General features: G+C 39.2%; 18 protein-coding genes and 1 tRNA gene. 5 read left to right on the plus strand and 14 right to left on the minus strand.

All coding sequences use genetic code 11. From position 1 onward, the window contains the following. Positions 1 to 402: 402 nt before the first annotated feature. The 3 genes from clpB to crp form a co-directional block, all read right to left on the minus strand. Positions 403 to 2982 (minus strand): ATP-dependent chaperone ClpB, encoded by a 2580-nt coding sequence (gene clpB / locus FTT72_RS12790; protein WP_180173643.1) that lies wholly within the window; start codon positions 2980 to 2982, stop codon positions 403 to 405. A gap of 347 nt (positions 2983 to 3329) precedes the next feature. Further along, complete coding sequence (locus FTT72_RS12795; RefSeq protein ID WP_180178497.1) at positions 3330 to 4379, minus strand: NADP(H)-dependent aldo-keto reductase; 1050 nt, start codon at positions 4377 to 4379, stop codon at positions 3330 to 3332. Between the two features lie 202 nt (positions 4380 to 4581). After that, entirely contained in the window at positions 4582 to 5292 is a 711-nt protein-coding gene (crp, locus tag FTT72_RS12800) for a cAMP-activated global transcriptional regulator CRP (protein ID WP_078188629.1), read from the minus strand. Positions 5293 to 5440: 148 nt separating this feature from the next. Between crp and FTT72_RS12805 the strand changes: the two genes are divergently transcribed. Beyond that, the gene (locus tag FTT72_RS12805; protein ID WP_078191820.1) at positions 5441 to 5869 is read left to right on the plus strand and encodes an OsmC family protein; all 429 of its coding nucleotides are present in this window, start codon (positions 5441 to 5443) and stop codon (positions 5867 to 5869) included. 403 nt (positions 5870 to 6272) lie between these two features. Then, complete coding sequence (locus FTT72_RS12810; protein ID WP_180178498.1) at positions 6273 to 7019, plus strand: IS5-like element ISAba31 family transposase; 747 nt, start codon at positions 6273 to 6275, stop codon at positions 7017 to 7019. 86 nt (positions 7020 to 7105) lie between these two features. On the opposite strand, the gene FTT72_RS12815 is transcribed toward FTT72_RS12810, so the two are convergent. From FTT72_RS12815 to efp, 7 genes are all read right to left on the minus strand, one after another. After that, positions 7106 to 7182 (minus strand) — tRNA-Val (locus FTT72_RS12815). 31 nt (positions 7183 to 7213) lie between these two features. Then, complete coding sequence (locus FTT72_RS12820) at positions 7214 to 9226, minus strand: DUF3488 and transglutaminase-like domain-containing protein (protein ID WP_180178499.1); 2013 nt, start codon at positions 9224 to 9226, stop codon at positions 7214 to 7216. Positions 9227 to 9229: 3 nt separating this feature from the next. Next, positions 9230 to 10135, minus strand: coding sequence for a DUF58 domain-containing protein (locus tag FTT72_RS12825; protein ID WP_180178500.1), 906 nt, complete (start codon positions 10133 to 10135; stop codon positions 9230 to 9232). 12 nt (positions 10136 to 10147) lie between these two features. Then, complete coding sequence (locus tag FTT72_RS12830) at positions 10148 to 11104, minus strand: MoxR family ATPase (RefSeq protein ID WP_180004888.1); 957 nt, start codon at positions 11102 to 11104, stop codon at positions 10148 to 10150. A 230-nt stretch (positions 11105 to 11334) separates the two neighbouring features. Further along, positions 11335 to 11637, minus strand: coding sequence for a YbdD/YjiX family protein (locus FTT72_RS12835; RefSeq protein ID WP_078190160.1), 303 nt, complete (start codon positions 11635 to 11637; stop codon positions 11335 to 11337). Between the two features lie 14 nt (positions 11638 to 11651). Further along, the gene (locus FTT72_RS12840; protein ID WP_180026451.1) at positions 11652 to 13754 is read right to left on the minus strand and encodes a carbon starvation CstA family protein; all 2103 of its coding nucleotides are present in this window, start codon (positions 13752 to 13754) and stop codon (positions 11652 to 11654) included. Between the two features lie 194 nt (positions 13755 to 13948). Then, entirely contained in the window at positions 13949 to 14518 is a 570-nt protein-coding gene (gene efp, locus FTT72_RS12845) for an elongation factor P (RefSeq protein WP_067762759.1), read from the minus strand. Positions 14519 to 14906: 388 nt separating this feature from the next. Here efp and epmB point away from each other — a divergent pair, with 388 nt between their 5' ends. From epmB to FTT72_RS12860, 3 genes are read left to right on the plus strand one after another with little or no spacing between them, the layout of a single operon-like run. Beyond that, positions 14907 to 15923, plus strand: a complete 1017-nt coding sequence (gene epmB, locus FTT72_RS12850; protein ID WP_180178501.1) for an EF-P beta-lysylation protein EpmB — start codon at positions 14907 to 14909, stop codon at positions 15921 to 15923. A 14-nt stretch (positions 15924 to 15937) separates the two neighbouring features. Then, positions 15938 to 17683, plus strand: coding sequence for a GTPase (locus FTT72_RS12855; RefSeq protein ID WP_180178502.1), 1746 nt, complete (start codon positions 15938 to 15940; stop codon positions 17681 to 17683). Continuing rightward, positions 17665 to 19794: an EAL domain-containing protein gene (locus FTT72_RS12860; protein WP_180178503.1), complete on the plus strand. Its 2130-nt coding sequence runs from the start codon at positions 17665 to 17667 to the stop codon at positions 19792 to 19794. Before FTT72_RS12855 ends, FTT72_RS12860 begins: the two co-directional genes overlap by 19 nt. An 84-nt stretch (positions 19795 to 19878) precedes the next feature. Here FTT72_RS12860 and rpmE read toward each other — a convergent pair whose 3' ends face one another. From rpmE to gloA, 4 genes are all read right to left on the minus strand, one after another. Continuing rightward, positions 19879 to 20103 carry a 50S ribosomal protein L31 gene (gene rpmE / locus FTT72_RS12865; protein ID WP_078190165.1) on the minus strand — a complete coding sequence of 75 codons (225 nt, stop codon included), beginning with the start codon at positions 20101 to 20103 and terminating at the stop codon, positions 19879 to 19881. Positions 20104 to 20320: 217 nt separating this feature from the next. After that, positions 20321 to 20791 carry a hypothetical protein gene (locus tag FTT72_RS12870; RefSeq protein WP_180178504.1) on the minus strand — a complete coding sequence of 157 codons (471 nt, stop codon included), beginning with the start codon at positions 20789 to 20791 and terminating at the stop codon, positions 20321 to 20323. Between the two features lie 56 nt (positions 20792 to 20847). Next, positions 20848 to 21822: a bile acid:sodium symporter family protein gene (locus tag FTT72_RS12875; protein ID WP_078190167.1), complete on the minus strand. Its 975-nt coding sequence runs from the start codon at positions 21820 to 21822 to the stop codon at positions 20848 to 20850. 223 nt (positions 21823 to 22045) lie between these two features. Beyond that, the gene (gene gloA / locus FTT72_RS12880; RefSeq protein ID WP_078191833.1) at positions 22046 to 22447 is read right to left on the minus strand and encodes a lactoylglutathione lyase; all 402 of its coding nucleotides are present in this window, start codon (positions 22445 to 22447) and stop codon (positions 22046 to 22048) included. Positions 22448 to 22633 lie beyond the last annotated feature (186 nt).

Here is a 22633-nt window from a genome sequence, read left to right on the forward strand (position 1 = left end):
GCCCAGACTTAAATCCTATAGAAAAAATGTGGTCACGAGTAAAAATGATTCGCAATAAATTTAGAGTTAAAGATATTGATAAATTGTTTAAAGATTACTGTAATGATTTATTTAGTATTTAGCTATATAAGGTTCTTTTTTGATCTGCCTAAGCAGTTTAAATTCCATCATAATCATAATTTCCTGTTGCCATTCATTCTTGATGAACGCGCGATATTGTTTTTGTTTTACAGAACACAGCCATCTCGTTGGATGCGTGCGGGCGTCATATTAGTGGGTGAAAATGATGAAATGCAATCAACTTTACGTATTTAAACGAAAATCACGAAAAGCGTAAAATAAAAAAACCCGGCCTAAACCGGGTTTCTGTTTTTACAACTGAACGTGGCTAATTTGTACCTTTTAATTGAGTTTCATCTTGTCAAAACTTAGGTGATCTCCTTCCGCTTGAACAACAATCGTATCGCCCGGTTGGAACGCGCCTGACAAGATTTTCTGTGCCAATGTATTTTCAACTTGTTGTTGGATGGCACGTTTTAGAGGACGTGCACCATATACAGGGTCAAAACCAGCATCGATAAGTAACTCAAAGGCACTATCTTCAACTGCCAAACTCATGTCTTTGTCAGCCAAACGTGAACGTAAACGATCCAACTGAATATCTGCAATGCCACGAATTTGCGCTTTTTGTAAAGAATGGAAAACCACCAGCTCATCAATACGGTTCACAAATTCAGGACGGAAATGTTCAGATACAGCAGCCATGACCACAGCACGAACTTCGTCTTTCGACGGGTTTTCACCTAATTCACGAACATCGGTTGAACCTAAGTTCGAGGTCATCACGATTACGGTGTTTTTGAAATCAATCACACGACCTTGTGAGTCAGTTAATCGACCATCATCTAACACTTGAAGCAAGATGTTAAAGACGTCTGGATGGGCTTTTTCAACCTCATCAAACAACACCACACTATAAGGTTTACGACGTACAGCCTCAGTTAATACACCGCCTTCTTCATAGCCCACATAGCCCGGAGGAGCACCCACTAAACGGCTCACCGAATGCTTTTCCATAAACTCTGACATGTCGATACGAATAATCGCATCATCACTGTCAAATAAGAAGTTACCTAGAGCTTTGGTTAACTCAGTTTTACCTACACCTGTTGGCCCAAGGAATAAGAATGAACCACTTGGGCGGTTTGGATCGGATAATCCTGCACGAGAACGACGCACCGCATTTGATACTGCTACGACCGCTTCATCTTGACCGACTACACGGTTATGTAAGAACTCTTCCATGTGTAAGAGTTTTTCACGTTCACCTTGTAGCATTTTTGCAACAGGAATACCTGTAGCCGCACTTACCACTTCAGCGATTTCATTTTCAGTGACTTTGGTACGAATCAGTTTCGGTTCTTCATTCACCTCGGCAACTTCTTCTTCATTCAAGCGTTTTTGCAACTCAGGAATAACACCATATTGCAAACGGCTAGCTTCTGCTAAATCACCTTCACGTTGTGCTTTTTCAAAGGCAGTACGTGCTTTATCTAGCTCGATTTGAGCCTGATTCGTGCCGTCAACCAGACGTTTTTCCGCAATCCAAACTTCTTCCAAATCACTATATTCTTTTTGAACTTCAGCAATTTGTTTCTCTAGGTGCTCAACTTCAGCTTTTGAGACTGAATCTGCATCTTTTTTCACCGCTTCAAGTTGCATTTTTAACTGAATTAAACGGCGGTCTAAACGGTCAAGTGGCTCAGGTTTTGAGTCAATTTCCATTTTGATACGTGATGCAGCTTCATCAATCAAATCAATGGCTTTGTCTGGCAACTGACGGTCTGTGATGTAACGATGCGACATTTTTGCCGCAGCAATAATCGCAGAGTCTAAAATTTGCACACCATGATGGGTTGCATATTTGTCTTTTAGACCACGTAAAATCGCAATGGTGTCTTCCACACTCGGTTCATCAACGATCACTTTTTGGAAACGACGCTCTAATGCCGCATCCTTTTCAATATATTGGCGGTACTCATCTAAGGTGGTTGCACCTACACAGCGTAGCTCACCACGCGCTAATGCAGGTTTAAGCATGTTACCAGCATCCATTGCACCATCGCCTTTACCTGCGCCAACAAGCGTATGTAATTCGTCAATGAAAAGAATAATCTCGCCATCATATTTGGCTAAATCTTTTAGAACTGCTTTAAGACGTTCTTCAAATTCACCGCGGTATTTTGCACCTGCAAGCAATGAACCAAGGTCGAGTGAAAGTACACGTTTACCTTTCAGACTTTCAGGAACTTCGCCATTGACGATACGCTGTGCTAAGCCCTCAACGATTGCTGTTTTACCCACACCCGGCTCACCAATCAATACCGGGTTGTTTTTGCTACGACGTGATAAAACCTGAATGGTACGGCGAATCTCTTCGTCACGACCAATAACTGGATCTAACTTGCCTTCTAATGCACGTGCATTGAGGTCTAAGGTATATTTGTTGAGTGAATCACGTTGATCTTCGTGGTTATTACTCATGACTTGTTCACCGCCTCGTATTTGTTCAATTGCATTGCGTAATTTATCTGTCGTTACGCCTACACTATTTAATAAGGTTTTGGTTTTACCCGTTTCAGCTAAACCGAGAATCACCCAATCTGTAGAAAGAAACTCATCTCCAGCTTTTTGCGCAAAACTATCGGCTAAATTTAGCGCTTTGACTGCTTCAGGATTTAGGTTGATGTCCCCTGTAGGCGTCGCAATGGTGGCGGTATCCTGTAGGGCTTGCTGTAGTTTGGTTTTTAACTCAGGAAGATTAGCACCTGCCTGTTGTAACAAGTTTTGGTTCGACGGCTCTTCAAGCAATGTCGAAAGAATATGGATTCCTTCAATGGCTGTATGGTCTTTCCCCATTGCTAAAGATTGGGCATCGGATAATGCTTGCTGCAAACGGTTTGTGAATTTTTCGAATCGCATTCTTGTTATTCCTCACAACAAATTCTGTACTTGAAGCATATATGGGAGTCATATTTAAAATTTCAAATACATTTTTTAAATATTTTTCAATGAGTTAATTTTAGGATAAAGATAAATCTTAATTATAATATTGGTATAAATAGAATACTTTTCAAGTCATTTATTGAAGAATTTAGTACTTTATTATGTTATTTAAATACACATGTATTTATAGGCAATTTTCTTGTCAACTTAACCGACTTTCTGACAATAAAATTCAATGATTTTCCACTAGCTTAAATCACGTAAATGTCAAAAAAGCCCACATTTACATGCAGGCTTTTACATAATCCACTGAAAAGTTCAGCTTAAGGTGCAGGATTTGGCTGCTGGCGATGAATATCTTCAATCCCTTTTAGAATGTCTTCTGACAAATTCACCTCAAACGCATCAATATTTTCTTTCAACTGATCTAGATTTGTCGCACCAATGATTGTACTGGTGACAAAAAATTGCTGCTTAATAAATGCAAGTGCTAACTGTGTCAACGTTAAACCATGCTGTTCAGCCAATTGTGCATATTGTTCTATCGCCCATTCACTTTCTGCATTTGAATAGCGGCTAAAACGTGAAAATAGTGTCACTCGAGCATTGGCAGGACGCGCACCATGACGGAATTTACCTGTTAGATAACCAAATGCTAAAGGTGAATATGCCAATAAGCCCACGCCTTCGTAGTGTGCAATTTCGGATAAACCTATTTCATAAGTACGGTTCAACAAACTATACGGATTTTGCACACTGACAATTTTTTCTAAACCATGCTTTTCTGCAAGTTGTAGGAATTTTAACGTTCCCCATGGCGTTTCATTAGATAGTCCAATTGAGCGAATTCGACCTTTTTTAACCTCATGACTTAAAGCAACTAATGTTTCTTCTAAATTGGTAATAGTTTGCGTACTGTTTGCTTCGGCATTGCCATAACCCAATTTACCGAAAAAGTTGGTTGGACGTTGCGGCCAATGCAACTGGTATAAGTCAAGATAATCTGTTTGTAAGCGCTGAAGAGAATGATCCAGTGCAGACTCAATTTCCGAAGCAATAAATTTAGTTTGCCCGTCACGAATATGACTACCGCCTTGTGACGGCCCTGCAATTTTTGAAGCTAAGATTAATTTATCACGTCCACCGCGAGCTGCAATCCAATTACCAATAATAGTTTCAGTTGAACCTTGGGTTTCAGGTTTCGGTGGGACAGGATACATTTCTGCAGTATCCCAAAAGTTAAGACCACGCTCTAAAGCATAATCCAGTTGCTCGAAAGCTTCTGCTTGGGTGTTTTGTTCACCAAACGTCATAGTGCCTAAACAAATTTCTGGAACTAAAATGCCAGTATGGGCCAATGGTTTAAATTGCATGCCGCAAATTCCCTCTTTATTTTAAATATCAATATATAAGTTACGAAGTAGCTTACCTAAGATATCGGCTTTGTTTAAATCATAATTTTCTGTTTATTTGTCAAAAAATGTGCGAAAGGTTTCTTCCGCTATAATAGTGAGAAATGAATAGACATAAAAAAAGCAAACCCCTGAGTTTGCTTTTTTAGATTCGGAAGAATGATTATTCTTCGTCGTCGAAATCATCTGAAGCCAATTGGCTTTTCTCTTCAAGCGATGCATCAAAAATTAGAATCGCTTTACCATCAGTTTCGATCATACCTTGTTCTTCAAGTGTTTTTAGAACACGACCAACCATTTCACGGGAACAACCCACAATACGACCAATCTCTTGACGAGTAATACGAATCTGACGACCATTCGGCAAAATCATTGCTTCTGGTTGTGAAGATAAATCAATTAAGCAACGTGCAATACGACCTGACACGTCAATAAACGCAAGGTCAGTGACTTTCCGTGTCGTATTTTTAAGACGACGTACAAGCTGTGCAAATACCGCATAACTTAAGTCTGGGTATTGTTTGCTTAATTCATGAAAGTTTTCATAGGTAATCTCAGCAATTTCACATACATCACGCGTACGCACTTCTGCAGTACGCTGTGCATTTGCTTCGAATAGACCCATTTCCCCAAAAAAGTCACCCGCATTTAAGTACGCAACCACAATTTCACGCTCATCATCTTCGCGTAAAATGATAGATACTGAACCCTTAAGAATTAAATACAAAGATTTAGATTCTGAGCCCGCATCAACGATTGTTGTACGTTTTGGGTAACGATTGATATATGCACGTTTTAATAATGCCTTCACCGACTCAGGTAACTGCCCCGGAGATAGCGCATCTGTGCTAAGTTGTGAAAAGTTTGAAGTCATGCTAACAGTTTCCGAATATGGATAATTTATAGATCGCACAAGACCTAAAGTGAACTTGTCACACGTAAGAGTTGAAATTCCTTATCAACTCAATTTATGTTAGTGTACAGGTACTGCGTAAATTTATAGCTTTTTTTAGGGACTTGCAATGCAAACTAGTGTTCATTGGCTAGAGAATGTTGCTTTTGAAGCAAAAACTCAAAGTGGTCACACTGTTATGATGGATGGATCACAAGAATATGGCGGTGAAAACCGTGGTCCGCGCCCAATGGAACTGATTTTAACAGGACTTGGTGGTTGTGCATCTTTCGATATTGTGACGATTTTAAAGAAAGCACGCCAAGACATTACCGATGTTCGTTGTGAATTAAATGCAGAACGTGCCGACACTATTCCTGCTGTATTCACTAAAATTCATTTGCACTTTGTAGTCACTGGTCATGGCGTGAAGGAAAAGCAAGTTGCAAAAGCGGTTGAACTTTCTGCTGAAAAATACTGTTCTGCTAGTAAAATGCTGATGGATGGTGGTGTAGAAATTACCCATGACTTCGAAATTTTAGAAACTGAAGATGCATAATTTATTTGTTCAATTAAGAGCCGCATAGAATGCGGCTTTTTTGTTTCAAATAATCCGCTATAGCATACATTGTATAAAGCACTGCTATATAGTCATAAACGCAGAAATATTAGCCAAAGAAGTTTGGCTTAATCACTTAAACAATCAATATCCAAATTGATGTATTTGCACATAGATGCATTTACACCCAATTCCATCTCATGATGATTTTACGACTCAATCCATATGAATCTATTCAAGCCAAATACGATTGAAAACGATTGCGAAGAACACCTTACATATAAGTAGATTTGATTTAACTATAGTCTTAATAACACTTTAATTAGGGTGTGTTGACACTTTTAGCTTAAAAAAATAGCGAAGTAGTAAAATCAAATCGCCAAACCCAATTTTACTATTCGCTATGCCTCGTACCATGCTGACAGATCAACACTGGCAAAAGTTGAAAGTTATTCTGCGTAATTTATCCATTCACCACAACTCAAATTTACGCAATTTTATTGAAGCTATTCTCTATAGAATTAGAACAGGCTGTCCGTGGCGAGATATTCCTTCTTGTTTTGGTCATTCAAACTCTATTTTCAAACGTTTTAATCGTTGGTCAAGCAGCGGTAAGTTACTTAGATTATTCAAATTACTAGCCTCATGCCCCGATATGGAGTGGATTTTTATTGATGGCTCTCATGTACGTGCTCATCAACATTCTGCCGGCATATCGAATCAATCTATTTCTAAAAGTGTAGGAGGAAACTCCTCAAAAATACATTTGATTGTTGATGCACATGGCAATCCTATTGATTTCATGATTACCGATGGAACCACACATGATGTTAAAGTTGCACCTGATTTAATATCAACATTAGATTTAAAAGAGACAAAAGTGGTATGCGCAGATAAAGGCTATGATTCAGAACCACTGCGTGAACAGATCAGGAAAACAAGGACTAAAGCGAATATACCAAGGAAAACGAATAGCCAATCGAACAATGACCATATGGACTGGTATTTATATAAAATCAGGCATTTAGTTGAAAATATGTTTTGCAGATTAAAGGAATTTAGAGGAATAGCTACTCGATATGACAAGCTCAAAAGGAATTATCAAAGTTCTGTTGCTTTAGCCTGTATATTTTTATGGCTACCTTTATAGGGTTAATTATGAACAGTAAATGTCAACAGACCCTAATAATTTCAGATAAAAAAAAGCAGAATCATTTTGATTCTGCTTTTTGAATTTGGTAGGTATATCCAGACTCGAACTGGAGACCTCTACGATGTCAACGTAGCGCTCTAACCAACTGAGCTATACACCTGAAGTCCAAGCATCATATTCATTTTTATTTTTTATGACAAGCCCTTTTCTGAGTTTTTTAAACTTTGCGTACAAGTTTTAAGCAAAGTCTTAAAACATTGAATATCTTGAGAACTTAGCGGAGTACCTACGTAAATTTCCTGCTCAAATAACTTGATGGATTGTTCAAATGAACGCCTTTCATGTTCAGGTATATTTTCAGCCAAACGTTGTAACCAATGCCTAAAACTTTCTGAAGCCACTTTTTGCTGGCTCAAAGGTAAATTCTTTGCAAACTTGGCTATTTCTCTTTCAAGAGGGCTTAGACTTTTTCTTTTATGCCACATACTCCATATAAAATATAATGCAACAACGCCACTAATACCCAATATAAGAATTAAACCACCTGCATAAGCAGAATTTACCCCAAGCTTTTTAAACCATTGTTGCTGTGATTCTGCATTGTAACCCACCACTTTGCTCTGCCATTGGTAACTCGCATAATCACTCCATACACGGACTTTTTTCAACATCGAAAATTGTTGATAGGCCCAAGTCGACTGCTGGCTCCCAAAAATTGTCCGATCTTGTTCCATATAATCCTGCATCCCACCATCGATACGCTGCGGTGCGATCATGGCTGTAGGATCAATACGACGCCAATGTTGATTGACATAAACCTCTGTCCACGCATGTGCATCGAGCTGACGAACCTCCCAACTTTTCCCATCTGGTGCTAATTGCCCCCCTTGATATCCCACGACAATACGCGATGGAACACCCACATAGCGCATCAACATTGCAAAGCTCGAAGCAAAATGTTCGCAAAAGCCCTGTCTTGATCCAAATAAAAAATCATCTATCCGATTTTGCCCCAATACACCTGGGCTTAAGGTATATGCAAAGCGATTTTGTTTATACCATTGCAAAACTTCGGCAATATAACGCTCAGGATTTTGACGACTTCGCTGCCATAATGTTTGGGCCAATTGTTGTGATTGAACATCCAAGTGTTCAACATAACGAGTATTTAATTTTTCAAGCAAAGCCACATTTTTTATTTGTGGCGGCTCTGCACGTCCTAACCATTTCAGTTGAATCGGCTCCGTGCGTGCTGTTAATCGGTAGGGTGTAATTCGACCATCTTGACCTAATGCAAAACGTGCTTCATTGGGAACGGATTGCTCCAACGACATAATCCACATCACACTTGGGTCGGCAGCCAAATATTGATAATTCAATGTCCGCTTGGGTTTTAACTCGGCTGGATTCAGCTGTATAACGTTCTGGTTAAAAAAATGACTGGTCCATTTAGCACCATCATATTCATCTAATGCCATCGCCCGCCAATACAGCTCTGTACGTGGTGGCAAGGCTTGGATATCACCGATTATACGAAAAGCCAAACTACTCGACTGTGATAACTCAGCAATATCGCCCGGAGACATGCTGTCACTGATTCCCGTTGTGGCTTTATTTTCAGGAATAGGAATATGCCATAGCGGCGGCAGGCGTGGAAAAAAGAGAAACAGCAAGATAAAGAATGGAACAGCTAAGGCAATAAATTTACCCACATGCCCAATATCTTGTTTAATCGCCTGTATTTCACCGCCTGAGTTTTGGCTAAAACCAACGGTCTGTAAACGATATAATCCAATAAAGCAGCTCAACAACGCCAATAAAATAACCAATGCCATGGCAAAAGACTGGCTAAACAAAAAGCTACTGGCAATCACAAACATCGCAAAGTTAAATAAAATAATTACATCACGACGTGTTTTTGTTTCTAAAGATTTAGCAAATAAAAATGTACTGAGTACTGCAACCCCTGCATCAACACCAATAAAGGTTTTATGGCTTATATAAATGCTAAATAATGCTGTCAATGTCAGCACATAGGTTAAAATTTTAGAAAATGGTTTTTTACTGGCGCGGGTATTGTGTAATAAAATAAGCCAAATGACTAAAAATACTAATGATGTCACCACTGGTATATAAAGCATTTGTGCAATGAGCACCAATGCTAAAGTGAGTAATATTGAGCGGCGTATGGTATTTTCAATCATCTCTTAAGCCTGCGCCAATAACCGTTTTGCTTCGGAATAATGCAGTGCTCCAGTGCCTGATGCTAACTCAGCATTAGGTAAATACAGTGCATATTGATCGTGATTTTTTTCAGCCTGCTCGACCAAACCCATCATGAGGCTAAGTTTTTCTTCATGACTTTGAGCTGGCATATGGTGATAATGAATCTCCAATTTCTTTAGATCTTCATATTGCTCAAAAACTTTGACATACAAGCCTTGTCCTCGTGCTGCTTGTTTCCATGACACCGCATGAAGTGAATCCCCCGTCTGAAAACTCCGTAATTCGCGAAATTCATCAAGATCAGGTTCAAAATTTTGCTGTTGTTGCTTATTTTCCACGGAATGCAAACTGGCTTGTGGCGCAACCCACGCGGGGTGTTGTGCATACAAATACGTCCAGGCCCGAACCAAACCAAAGGGATAAACACTATAAATTTGTATAGGTGGAATCTGAAAAACACCGCGTTGACTGGTTGTAAAATTTAATTGAAAGCCGTGCTGTTGCGTATTGAACAATAATTTATGTAGCTGATTTTCAGTTTTAATCCACAAATATCGCGCCTGTTCAACCTCTTGTTTAAAGTAAATATCGACCAAAAGTAATTCCCCAGCTTGCGGGATATCAACAACATTTATTTGAATCTGCAACGCATGAAGCTGTTTAAAAGTAATATAGAAACTAATACACAATACGGCGCTAATTAAAAAGCAAAATCCTAAAATCAAGTTATTGGCATAATTCACACCTGCAATAAAGGTGATGAAAATTAACACCAAATACAAGTAGCCTTGCTGATAGATAAAGATCAATACATCTTTTTGAGTCAGCTGCTTGTGCTGATCGATTTTAAATCGACGTTCAATCCATTGCTGCCACATTGAAGCCAAGGTTCAACTCCTTTATTGGATCGAAACTTGTTCTAAAAGCTTAAAGGCTTCAAGATCTGACAACCCAATTCGATGAGATACCACAGCTGTAAAAACGGCTTGTACATCGTCAGGATTCACATAATTTCGCTGCTCAATCAGCGCATAGGCTTGCGCAGCTTTCTTTAAGGCTAAAACACCACGAGTAGAAAGACCATGTCTCCCCTTACGTGTCTCAGCAGCAAGATCCAAAATGTAATCCATTAAACGATCACTCAGATGTATCTGCTCGACAAACCCTTGTAGTTGTAAAATTTCTGCTTCATTAAAGATATGTGCTAATGCCGCAATCAGATCATGGCGTGAAGTTTGTTGGAGCAATAATTTCTCTGCCTGACGCGATGGATAACCTAAAGACAAACGCATTAAAAACCGGTCCAACTGGGACTCAGGTAAGGCATAAGTACCACTTTGAAATAAAGGGTTTTGTGTTGCAATCACCCAAAATGGTTGAGGCAAAGCATATCGCACACCGTCGACCGTCACATAGCCCTCTTCCATCGCTTCCAATAAAGCACTTTGGGTCTTTGGACTACAACGGTTGATTTCATCTGCCAATAAAATTTGGGTAAAAATCGGCCCAGATTTAAACTCAAAATGATGTTCTTTTTGATTAAACATATTTACCCCAATCACATCGCTGGCCAGCATGTCATTGGTAAATTGAATCCGTTGAAACTTTAATCCCGCCAAATGTGACAAGGCGCTAGATAATGTCGTTTTTCCTAAACCAGGTAAGTCTTCAAATAGCACATGCCCGCCTGCCAATAGACAAGCTAAAGCCAATTTGGTTTGCTGATTTTTATCCAAAATAATTTGGTTAATTTGTTCGAGGAATGTATTTATTTTCGGGTAAAAAGGCGCAAGGCTCTGCTCACTTAAAAGCGTTGATGTATTATTTTGTTGGCTTTTCTCTGATCCCCAAAACACCTTTTATTCCCCAATAAAAAAGTTAAATGAATGACTAACATACAGGGTTTTATTTAAAAATACAGTGTTTATCTCCAATCTATACCCAGTTCAATACTTTAAATACATACGCTTGATATTTATTGGGTATACAAAAGCGTTGTCATCGCTTCGACTGATCACAATTCAGCAATAAAAAAGCGTCCCGAAGAACGCTTTTTTTTATTGGATTTTTAGCACAAGTCAAAGCATTAGCAAGGACACTTCTTCATGTCACCACCAGCTGATGGATAACGTGCATCTACACAGTGACGATAAAATGTTTTTGCATCCATCGCTTCCAAATCAGGATGATGTTTTGCCATATGTTCCAAATAATTTTGGTAATCTGGCACACCCACCATCAGGCGGAAGCTTTGCTGTAAACGTTGCCACAACGTCGCAATACGTGACCAATTTTTCGGGTTCAGAATTAAATCCTTCTGCGACATAATGGTCATTTTAATGATTTTATAAATCACCGTTTTTCCACTTTTTGCAAACTTCAGGTTCATTCATATTCCCCCTATTAATGTGCTGAATTCGACGGATTAATTTCAGCTGGGTCACGGTAAATCGCTTCTGCTTCATTCACCGATGGATTTGGATTTGCCAAAGCACGACGCACCACACCAATCGCTGCAAATAACATCACAAATGCCACAATCATAAAGAATGCACAAAGACCGGCATTGATTTGATTCGACAATGCAACCGTATGCATTTCAGCCATGGTTTTCGCAGGTGCCAACAATTCATTTTTCGCAATGGCTGCATTAAAACGATCTGCCTGAGCCAAGAAACCAATCTTTGGATTTTCGTGGAAAATCTTCTGCCAACCAGCGGTCATTGAAGTAATAAACAAGAATAATGTTGGGATAATTGTCACCCAAACATACTTTTGTTTTTTCATCTTGAATAAAATCACTGTACCCAAGATCAATGCCATCGCAGCAAGAATTTGGTTACCAATACCAAATAGCGGCCATAAACTATTAATACCGCCGAGTGGATCAACCACGCCTTGGTAAACGAAGAAGCCCCAACCTGCAACAGCCACCGCTGTACCTAACAGATTTCCGAAGAAGTTATGTGAGTTTTTAACAGCAGGAATTACGATACCCACAGTATCTTGCACCATGAAACGACATGCACGTGTACCCGCATCAACTGCCGTTAAAATGAAGAGTGCTTCGAATAAAATCGCAAAGTGATACCAGAACGCCATCATTGAACGGTTATTAAAAATTTCCGTAATGATATGCGCCATACCAATCGCAAATGTTGGCGCCCCCCCTGTACGAGACAGAATCGAGTTTTCACCCACTTCTTGTGCAAGTAAGGTCAATGCTTCAGGTGTTACCACGAAGCCTAATGTACGAACTGCTTCTGCAGCGGACTCAACCGTTGTACCAATCACAGCTGCTGGCGCATTAATCGCAAAATACACACCAGGCTCAAGAATCGTTGCACAGACCAAAGCCATGATCGCAACAAAAGATTCCATCAACATGCCGCCATAACCGATCATGCGAATATCTTTTTCATTATTCACAAGCTTCGGTGTCGTTCCTGAAGAAACGAGCGCATGGAAACCTGAAATCGCACCACAGGCAATGGTAATAAATAAGAATGGGAACATTGAACCAGCAAATACAGGACCTGTACCATCAATAAAATGCGTTACCGCTGGCATTTTCATTTCAGGTAAAGCAAACATGATCCCGATTGCTAAACCTGCAATAACACCAATTTTCAAGAAGGTCGATAGGTAATCACGTGGTGCAAGCAATAACCATACGGGTAACACAGATGCTACGAAACCATAACCGATCAGCCACCAAGTCAGTTCAGTACCTGAAAGTGTAAAGAATGGCCCCCAATAAGGATGCTGTGCAATGTCGCCACCATAGATAATCCCTGCCATCATCAGCACAAAACCAATGATTGAAACTTCTGCAATTTTACCCGGACGGATAAAGCGCATATAGATACCCATGAAAATCGCAATCGGTACAGTGGCCGCGATACTGAAAACACCCCACGGACTGTTGGTCAACGCTTTTACAACTACCAATGCCAGCACCGCTAGAATGATGATCATCACGCCAAGTGCGCCAAGCATCACGATGATTCCGGCAAATGAGCCAAGTTCTTGTTTTGCCATTTCACCGAGTGAACGACCATCACGACGCGTTGAGATGAATAAGACTAAAAAGTCTTGAACCGCACCGGCGAGAACAACACCCACCAAGAGCCAAATTGTTCCCGGCAAATAACCCATTTGCGCAGCAAGGATTGGTCCGACTAAAGGACCTGCACCTGCAATCGCAGCAAAGTGGTGACCAAATAGAACGCTTTTATTGGTCGGCACATAATCCAAACCGTCAGCTAAGCGATGGGCAGGCGTTAAACGTCGCTCATTCAGTTCAAAGACTTTATTGGCAATAAATAAACTATAAAAACGATATGCAATGCTATACACACAGATTGCTGCAAGGATCAGCCAAACTGCATTGACATGCTCGCCTCGACTGAGTGCTAGTATACCGAATGAAACGGCACCTAGAATGGCTACAAACAGCCAGATAATCTTTGAAGCCATTCCTGACTTCGGTTGAATGGTTTCCATCTCAATCCCTCATAAATGTTGAAATAAATCAGCTTGATTTTTCTTGTTCGAGGTACTGCTGTTTCTTCCCTTGAAACTCTACTCCTGTTATGGGCTTTTTCATCTAATACTTTGGCATAAAAATTTAAACCAATAGGTATAAAAAAAGGGATGAATCACTTCATCCCTTTCGATAATAGTCTATTTTTAAACCATTATGCACGTTCTAAATAGTCACCAGTACGGGTGTCTACACGAACGCTTTCTTCTTGCTGTACGAATAATGGAACACGTACAACTGCACCAGTTTCAAGCTTAGCAGGTTTACCGCCACCGCCTGAAGTATCACCACGTACACCTGGATCAGTTTCAACGATTTTTAATACAACGAAGTTGGGCGCGCTCACAGTTAAAGGAACACCATTCCATAACATGATTGTGCAAAGTTCGTTAGAGTCATCTTTCAACCATTTAGCCGCGTCGCCCATAGCAACTTTATCAGCAGCGATTTGTTCGAAAGATTCTGGGTCCATGAAGTTCCACATTTCGCCATCGTTATACAAGTAGTTCATTTCAACTTCTTGGATGTCAGCAGCTTCTAGTGAATCACCAGATTTGAAAGTTTTTTCTAAAACTTTACCAGTTTTAAGGTTACGTAATTTTACGCGGTTAAAAGCTTGGCCTTTACCTGGTTTTACGTATTCGTTTTCCATGATTGAACATGGGTTACCGTCAAGCATGACCTTAAGGCCTGACTTGAAATCATTCGTAGAATAATAGGCCATGACTGGCTCACTCCAAACTTACTAACTTTAATCTATAGATGCTATGGGCTGTAACATGTCATTTAGCAAGTACTGACTGTAACATTGGCTGCCACATGCACATTAATGTGATATTGCGTATTCTAAATGACCAATGCACCATGTCGCAACGAAAAAATCCCCATTAAAGGGGTCAAGCTGCTTAACTTACACTCAGACATTAAAGAACTTTGTTTATACAATGCCCACAAACAGGTAAAATTGCTGTTTACTGAAACTTAATAAATGTTTCGTAGGCTTCATCCGTTGTGAGCTTTATCGGAATTATTTCAGCTTACACTTCAAAGTTCGACGCATTAATTTCAGCAATATTCCCCACTCACCTTTCTGCATTTTTTAAACAATCGGCATGATAAACTATTTATTTCAAGAGCAAAACTGGCAAACTCAATTGAGTGATTTGATTACAAGTCCTCAAGAATTACTCGATGTATTAGAACTTTCGCATGATCAGTTATTATCGGGTGCTCAGTTCGCAGCAGATGAGTTTCGCCTACGTGTGCCGCGCGCTTTTGTCGAAAAAATGCAAAAAGGTAATCCGCTTGATCCGCTTTTACTCCAAGTTCTACCGCATCATTTGGAACTTGAAGAACACGCCGGTTTTGTCACCGACCCTTTAGGTGAAGAGCAGGCTAACCAACAGCCAGGGGTATTACATAAGTACAAGTCTCGTTTTTTACTGACTTTAACCGGTGCCTGCGCGGTCCATTGCCGTTATTGTTTCCGCCGGCATTTTCCATACCAAGAAAACCTGCCTAAAAATGACGATTGGACAAACATTAAACAATATATTGAACAACAACCCGATATTAATGAAGTGATTTTAAGTGGTGGAGACCCGCTCACACTATCAAATCGTAAACTTCAAGTGTGGATTGAACGTTTATCGACTTTGCCACAAATTAAATTTTTGAGAATTCATTCACGAGTTCCTATCGTAATCCCCAACCGTGTCGACGAAGAGCTGGTTTCTATTTTAAAAAACAGTAGGCTACGCATTATTCTAGTGGTACACTCAAATCATCCATCAGAGCTAGATGACTTCACGTGCAGCCAGCTTCAACAGCTTGTCAAACAAGGAATCACCGTGCTGAACCAAGCAGTCTTATTAAAAGGGGTTAATGATTCTGCAGATGTATTGGTCGATTTAAGTTACCGCTTATTCGACGCAGGTGTAATGCCATATTATTTACATGTTCTGGATAAAGTAAAAGGTGCTCATCATTTTGATACACCAGCTCAGGATATTGATTTAATTTATAAAAAAGTTTTAGAGAACCTACCTGGTTATTTGGTTCCTAAACTTGTACGGGAAATAGCGGGCGAAAAAAACAAGACACCGCTTTTTGGGGCTTCAACTTTTTGAGTTAAATAATAAAGATGACCACGCATACTTCAGATACGTTTTACAATCCGACTGAATTAAAGCTGGATAAATTAAGCTTTTGTCCGACCAATGCTAAAGGTCTGCAAGAGTGGTTAAACGGTATTTCAATTTTACAATTAGGTACCTCATCTAAAGCTTTATTCAATGCCTTACTTGAAATCTCCGAGCTGAAATGCCAAGAGATGTTACGTTTTGATTTGGTTCAAATTTTACATCCGACTATGGAAAGTGTGCTCACAAGCTTAGAAAAACACTTTACCAATCAAAGCCTCATTACCACGGATCGTAATGAACAAATCATTGAATTGGCGATGCTTTTACGCAGTCACTTTGCCAAAATCTATATTGATATTGCCAAACGATGTAATCAGCAGCTTAATCAACAAAAGTTTTCGATTTTTTCATTCGGCCATAAAAAAAGCTTACAAACCGCTCGAATTGCATCAATCTACTATGCGTTGCAACAACTGACACTGTTGTTGTATCAACAACATATGTTGTATGCCACACCGACTGCAGGTCAATGGATTGCGGCACATCAACTGATTGAATGTGCCATTGAACACAATTTCTATCAAAGTAATGTCAATCAGTTACTGGGTACTCAACATCAAATTGCAAATATTGCTCAAGCTTATGCACAATTAATCTTATTAGATATTTTCAATAATCATCAGATTCGCCCTGCTGAAATCCAAGGTTTGTATTTATGTAGCTTTGACTGGGCAAAATTGGTTCAAATCCTACCGAAAGAAACCACGCTTTCACGCTATATTGTGGATACTAAAAAAGATCATCCACCGATTTATAACTCAAAACAAGATCGGTCTTATCAAGCCAATGTATACATTTCAACGCAAAACTTGCTCGATCATTTGACCGAAACGCAAACTAGAAATGCCAATTATTTATCTAAAAATGAAAAGTTATTTTTAACTCCAGCGCTATATTTCCATATTCATAATATTTTGACCAACAACACTGAACGCCGTCATGAACGTTATGAATATTCTGCGCAAATTAATATTTGCTTTAGCTTAATGGTGGCGCATTTCTATCTCTCTAAAGGTAAAAACTTCCACGAAACTTTAGATTTGGAAGGCAATTATCAATTCCACAATGAAGCCTCTTTTGTCAATTCGCATGATTCAAATATGCCAACAGGCATGACCAATGCGAAAGCGCTAGATCGTGAAGCAAAACAGATTCATACCGCTGACGTTTTAGATATTAGTGTGAATGGTTATCGCATTAAATGGACTGGGCCTACCCCAGCCAATTTAAAAACCGGCGAATTTATTTTGATCCAAGAAAATGCTCAAAGCCAATGGCGTGGCGGTGTTGTTCGTTGGATCAAACAATCGACTGAAAAAAGTTTGGAATTGGGTCTCGAAGTACTGGCTCAAGATTTGTATCCATGTTCAGCCCATATTCGTACCGACCGCAATACAACAAATCATCAACCTGCTTTATTGGTTCAGACCACACAACTAGATCAGGTGTCTACGACCTTAATTTTACCTGGGGCAAATCTCTTCCGAGAGAAACAAACGGTCCACCTTCGCTTAGGCAAAGAAGACATCAAAGTCTACCTCACCAAAGCGCAGTTGGTGACGCAAAGCTTTATTCGCTTTGAATATGAATTATTGAATGAAGAGCAAGAAAATGTCGTTAAAGACTATATTGCGAAACAGAGCAATGAGATCAAAAATAACGACTTATGGGAAGCATTAAAGTGAGAAATCCATTACTATCCAAAAAACTAAAACGTACGGAAACTCGATTACTCATTATTGATGATAATCAAATACGTTTTAACCAGATACGTGATTTATTGACAGACAGCGAACATCAAGTTCATGCCATATTACTTGATGATTTACAAAATTTCGAAAAACAGCTGAATCTCAATTGGGACTTGATCATTTTTGGACGTGCTTATGATTTAAAATATGAACAAGCTTTAAGTTTAGTTCAACTATCGAGCCAACCGAATTTACCGATTATTTTACTTAAACCCGAAGACTATCAAGCAGAACAATATGCAAGTTTAGTCAAAAAAGGGATTTATGACATTGTCGATATTGCTGAACCTGAGAGTTTCTATTTTGGTTTAATCCGTGCTTTATCCTTTAGTCGCCTACAACAATCGCAGCAACATTTAATGGAAGAGCTCGAAACAGCTCAAATCCAAACCCAGTCTTTAGTTGAAGATAGTCGTAAAGCGGTTGCCGTGATTCAAGAAGGCATTCATATTCAAGCCAATGCTGAATATCTCACTTTGTTTGGTCTAAAAAATGAAGATGATGTAATTGGTCTGCCTTTACTCGATCTATTACAACCTACTGACCTTAACGACTTTAAGCAACGCTTTAAAAAAATCAGCCAAGGACAGCTCGATTTAGGACGTTTTGATCTCGTTTCACAAAATATCGCAGTGGCTGGGCAAAACCCACTAAAACTCGAATTTATTGCCGCAGCTGAAGAAGATGCTTTAAAGCTCGCAATTGAAATTGGCAGTCAAAGCAGCAATGCTGTAAGCAATGCTCAAGTTGAAGCTAGCCCACAAAAACCAAAAGCATTTCAACAACTCAACCGTACTATTGCTCAGCAACCTGCTAATGTAAATGCATTAGTTCTATTTACATTGGCTTCTTGCTCAGATGCGATTTTTCAAAAAGATTGGAATACTTATAAGAGCTATTTCACCAATATTAAAGACTTCTTGAAAGATCAAACACATGCTCCATTATTTAGTTTAGACAATGGTGCAATGGTTGCCTTATTCCAAGCGGATAATCAGCTCAAACTTGAGTCTAAATTGATTGGTCTTAACACTCTGAGCAAACCTCAATTACTCAGTGTAAATAATGAAACTTATCCATTAAATTTACGCATGGGATACAGTGTTTTAGACAGCGATATTCGTGATGAAGCACATTTTGAAACCTTTGTTGCAAAAGCCTTTAATACTGCGCTACCTACCAACCAACAAGCGCCTGAAATCGATTTAACGATTCCATTAGAAATTGATATTCCAAGTTTGGATTTCGGTACACCAGAAGCACAAATTGCGCCGATTGTCGTTAGTGATGAAGCTCCTGTTATCAAGGCCCTTCGCAACTGCTTAGAACGCGGTGAAATTCATCTTAAATATCAGCAACTGTATGATAAAGAAGATTCACATCTTTATACTTATGAAGTAACCAGCGGCTTTATTTTTGAAAATAAATGGAAAGATATCGCCCAACTACGTGAATTGGCTGAAGACTCAGAGCTATCCATTAAATTGGATCGTTGGATCTTGGTTGAATCGTGTAAACAGCTACACAACTTTATTACTCAGTTCCCTGAAGCTAAATTAATCGTTAACCTGAACAAGGAAGTGCTATATAACGACCGCACCTTCCCTGAATTTATTTCAAAACTCATTACGATTATTCGTAGTAAATTGAAGAATCCACTGATTTTACAATTTGCAGAAGAAGACATTCAGCTCAATATTGATGCCGCTCAAAAAGCATTTGTTGAACTTCGTAAAAATGGTGCCGAACTGGCTTTACGTAATTTTGGTCATTCGATGTTTAGTGAATCATTATTACGTCAAATGGATGTTCACTGCTTAACACTAGATTCAAGCTTGACCCAAATGCTTGCAAACGACAAGTCATGCCAAGAGCTGCAAGAAAAAATTACCACTTATCATGAAATCAAAACTGTTGAAATCATGCTACGTGAATTAAATGACATGACACTGTTTGCCAATGCTTGGAATGTAGAAGCTCGTTTTATTCAAGGTGATTATTTCCAAAAGAAACTCGACCATCTCATCGATGTTCAGGACCAATAAGGTTCTGAACATTGCCGATTTAAGGTTTATCTTTTTATCGGCACAAAAAAAACGGGCATAAAGCCCGTTTTTTCGTTTTGGATATTAACGTTTGATAGAACGTGACATACCAGCAAAACGTTGTTTGAATTTGTCGATACGACCGCCAGTGTCAACGCTTTTCTGTTTACCAGTGTAGAATGGGTGGCAAGCAGAACATACGTCTAGGTAAATAGTTTCTTTACCAAGAGCTGAACGAGTTTCAATTACGTTACCGCATGAACATGTAGCAACTAAAGTTTCATATTTTGGGTGAATATCGGCGCGCATCGTCGATTACTCCTAAGATTTAAGAAGGTTTAGCTGTCATCGCAATTGATCACTCTTGCATCACTACAAGGAAGGCTTAAAAAAGCAGACCAACACCATAACAGACCATTCTTTTGGCCCACCGAGACGGATACCGTCAGAGCTAAGCACAACAAGTTGGGCCAAATTATAGCTGATTTTTTATTGTTAATAAATAGATATTCAAGGCTGAATCGCTCTACTCTTTAGGTTGAGCCTGCTCTAAATATTTTTGATATTGTAATTCGATTTTACGCTGAAATTGCGCTTGATCAAAATGGTTTAATCTTTCAATAAATGCAGGACAAAACGTCGCTGCATTTACTGACTGTAATGATCTGCTCATGCCCTCTAACATACTTTGAAGCTGCTGTTTAAATTGTGCATCGACTGGCTGATCAACATCTTTTGCCTTTAATGGCTCTACACCATTAAAACGGACAGCCTGAACCGCAGCAATTAATTTAAGCTTTGCCGCTTGATAAGCCTGATCTAAGTCCGTATTCATCTGTGGTTGTCGATCACGACAAAAATCCAGCATAGGCTGCAGGCTAATGAGCGGCATTTTTTCAATGACATCACGGTTACTATTTAAAGATAAATCCTCTTGAGCATGAACGACTGTGTTCAGACCCAAGAATAAAATGAAAAAGCCTTTTTTAATTTTCATAATTATTTTCTTTTCATCTATATAAGGTATTTTAAAAGAACGTATTCATCTCGCCCTTATTCTTGCCCACGGCTTTGTTTTGCCCAAAGGTTGGCAATCACACCACAGACCATCAACTGAATTTGGTGAAAGATCATAATCGGTAAAACTATCATCCCCATCGGCTGCCCAATAAATAAAATTTGTGCCATGGGCACGCCGCTCGCCAAGGTTTTTTTAGAGCCACAAAAGAAAATCGTCTTTTGATCAGCTCGGCTAAAGCCCAACCAACGTGGCACATATAACGCCAATAACATAATAATCGTTAATAGAACTGAGCACGCCACAATCAATAGGAATAAGGTCATACCACTCACTTGATGCCATAGCCCTGCCACCACTGCACTACTGAATGCACCATAGACCACCATCAAAATTGAGCCCTGATCAAATACCTTCACGATTTTTGGCATTTTCTTCATATAAGGAAACACCCAAGGACGGAGGAGCTGCCCTAAAATGAAGGGAATGAGTAATAACAGCGTAATTTGAATAATAGATGCTGTCGGATCGTAGTTATGTTGTGACTGGCCGAGAATAAAATAGGCCACCATCACTGGGGTAATAAACATCCCAATAATATTTGAAAATGATGCACTACAGACTGCACCAGCAACATTACCCTGTGCTACCGAAGTAAATGCAATGGAAGACTGTACTGTCGAAGGTAAAAAGCACATAAACAAAAAGCCCCAATACAACTCTTGCCCTAACATCGGCACGAGGATTGGTTTCGCCATTAAACCCAATAATGGAAATAATGCAAAGGTAAAAGCAAAAACTAAAGCATGTAACTTCCAATGCATTATGCCTTCAACCACAGCCTCACGAGATAACTTTGCACCATGTAGAAAAAATAAAATGGCAATTGCAGCCGTTGTAATATAGCCAAAAATTTCTGCAGCTTGACCACTGACAGGCAAAAAAGTCGCAAGTATGACCATTACAAAAAGTAGAATGGTAAAACGATCCAAAGCCAACATTTTTAGCATAACAACATCCTGTACAAATTTCCCTTTAAAGCTGATCGGCACAAAAATGCCCAATAAGCTAAATTTACCATTGAGTAAATTTCATCTTACTGGGCCATATAAATAAAGCCAGCTTTTCTCCGATATATTCATTATTTTAAACGCTGATAGTGAGCTCAACGCAAAAAAATTTATAAATAAGAATATTCAGAATTACAGATGACTTTATATTAATGATTGCACATTAATTATTTCGTGCATTTGAGTCTTGTTGGATCAACTCAATTTTATAGCCATCGGGATCTTCAACAAAGGCAATGACGGTCACACCACCTTTCATTGGTCCTGCTTCACGTACCACGTTTCCGCCACGTGCTTTAATTTCTTCACAAGCCTTGTAGGCATCATCTACTGCAATAGCAATATGGCCATAAGCGTTACCCAATTCATAACTCTCCGTATCCCAGTTATGCGTTAACTCGAGTACAGTATGATTTTCTTCATCACCATAGCCCACAAATGCCAAAGTAAAACGACCTTCTTCATAATCACGCTTACGAAGCAAAGTCATACCGAGTACTTCAGTATAGAACGCCAATGAACGCTCTAAATTGCCTACACGTAACATGGTATGCAGCATGCGCATAATCGAGTTTCCTAAATCTATCATTATGTTTGAATACTATAGGGATTTAACATACAAAGTTCAATTTAAGTCTAGAACGCATATACCCACTTATTTCAAATATCCTCGCCTTAAATCATAAATTTGCTTAGGCTATTTAACAGCTTAGAATAAAAAAGCCCACTCAAACTGAATAGGCTTTTTTTA

Origin of the sequence: Acinetobacter sp. YH01005, from assembly GCF_013420465.1 — a bacterium.
Classification (GTDB): domain Bacteria; phylum Pseudomonadota; class Gammaproteobacteria; order Pseudomonadales; family Moraxellaceae; genus Acinetobacter; species Acinetobacter amyesii.

Bases quoted from the DNA above. Each gene is read 5' to 3' on its own strand.
- clpB (WP_180173643.1), bottom strand. From the start codon at position 2,982: ATGCGATTCGAAAAATTCACAAACCGTTTGCAGCAAGCATTATCCGAT.
- FTT72_RS12795 (WP_180178497.1), bottom strand. From the start codon at position 4,379: ATGCAATTTAAACCATTGGCCCATACTGGCATTTTAGTTCCAGAAATT.
- crp (WP_078188629.1), bottom strand. From the start codon at position 5,292: ATGACTTCAAACTTTTCACAACTTAGCACAGATGCGCTATCTCCGGGG.
- FTT72_RS12805 (WP_078191820.1), top strand. From the start codon at position 5,441: ATGCAAACTAGTGTTCATTGGCTAGAGAATGTTGCTTTTGAAGCAAAA.
- FTT72_RS12810 (WP_180178498.1), top strand. From the start codon at position 6,273: ATGCCTCGTACCATGCTGACAGATCAACACTGGCAAAAGTTGAAAGTT.
- FTT72_RS12820 (WP_180178499.1), bottom strand. From the start codon at position 9,226: ATGATTGAAAATACCATACGCCGCTCAATATTACTCACTTTAGCATTG.
- FTT72_RS12835 (WP_078190160.1), bottom strand. From the start codon at position 11,637: ATGAACCTGAAGTTTGCAAAAAGTGGAAAAACGGTGATTTATAAAATC.
- FTT72_RS12840 (WP_180026451.1), bottom strand. From the start codon at position 13,754: ATGGAAACCATTCAACCGAAGTCAGGAATGGCTTCAAAGATTATCTGG.
- efp (WP_067762759.1), bottom strand. From the start codon at position 14,518: ATGGCCTATTATTCTACGAATGATTTCAAGTCAGGCCTTAAGGTCATG.
- epmB (WP_180178501.1), top strand. From the start codon at position 14,907: ATGATAAACTATTTATTTCAAGAGCAAAACTGGCAAACTCAATTGAGT.
- FTT72_RS12855 (WP_180178502.1), top strand. From the start codon at position 15,938: ATGACCACGCATACTTCAGATACGTTTTACAATCCGACTGAATTAAAG.
- FTT72_RS12860 (WP_180178503.1), top strand. From the start codon at position 17,665: ATGGGAAGCATTAAAGTGAGAAATCCATTACTATCCAAAAAACTAAAA.
- rpmE (WP_078190165.1), bottom strand. From the start codon at position 20,103: ATGCGCGCCGATATTCACCCAAAATATGAAACTTTAGTTGCTACATGT.
- FTT72_RS12870 (WP_180178504.1), bottom strand. From the start codon at position 20,791: ATGAAAATTAAAAAAGGCTTTTTCATTTTATTCTTGGGTCTGAACACA.
- FTT72_RS12875 (WP_078190167.1), bottom strand. From the start codon at position 21,822: ATGCTAAAAATGTTGGCTTTGGATCGTTTTACCATTCTACTTTTTGTA.
- gloA (WP_078191833.1), bottom strand. From the start codon at position 22,447: ATGCGCATGCTGCATACCATGTTACGTGTAGGCAATTTAGAGCGTTCA.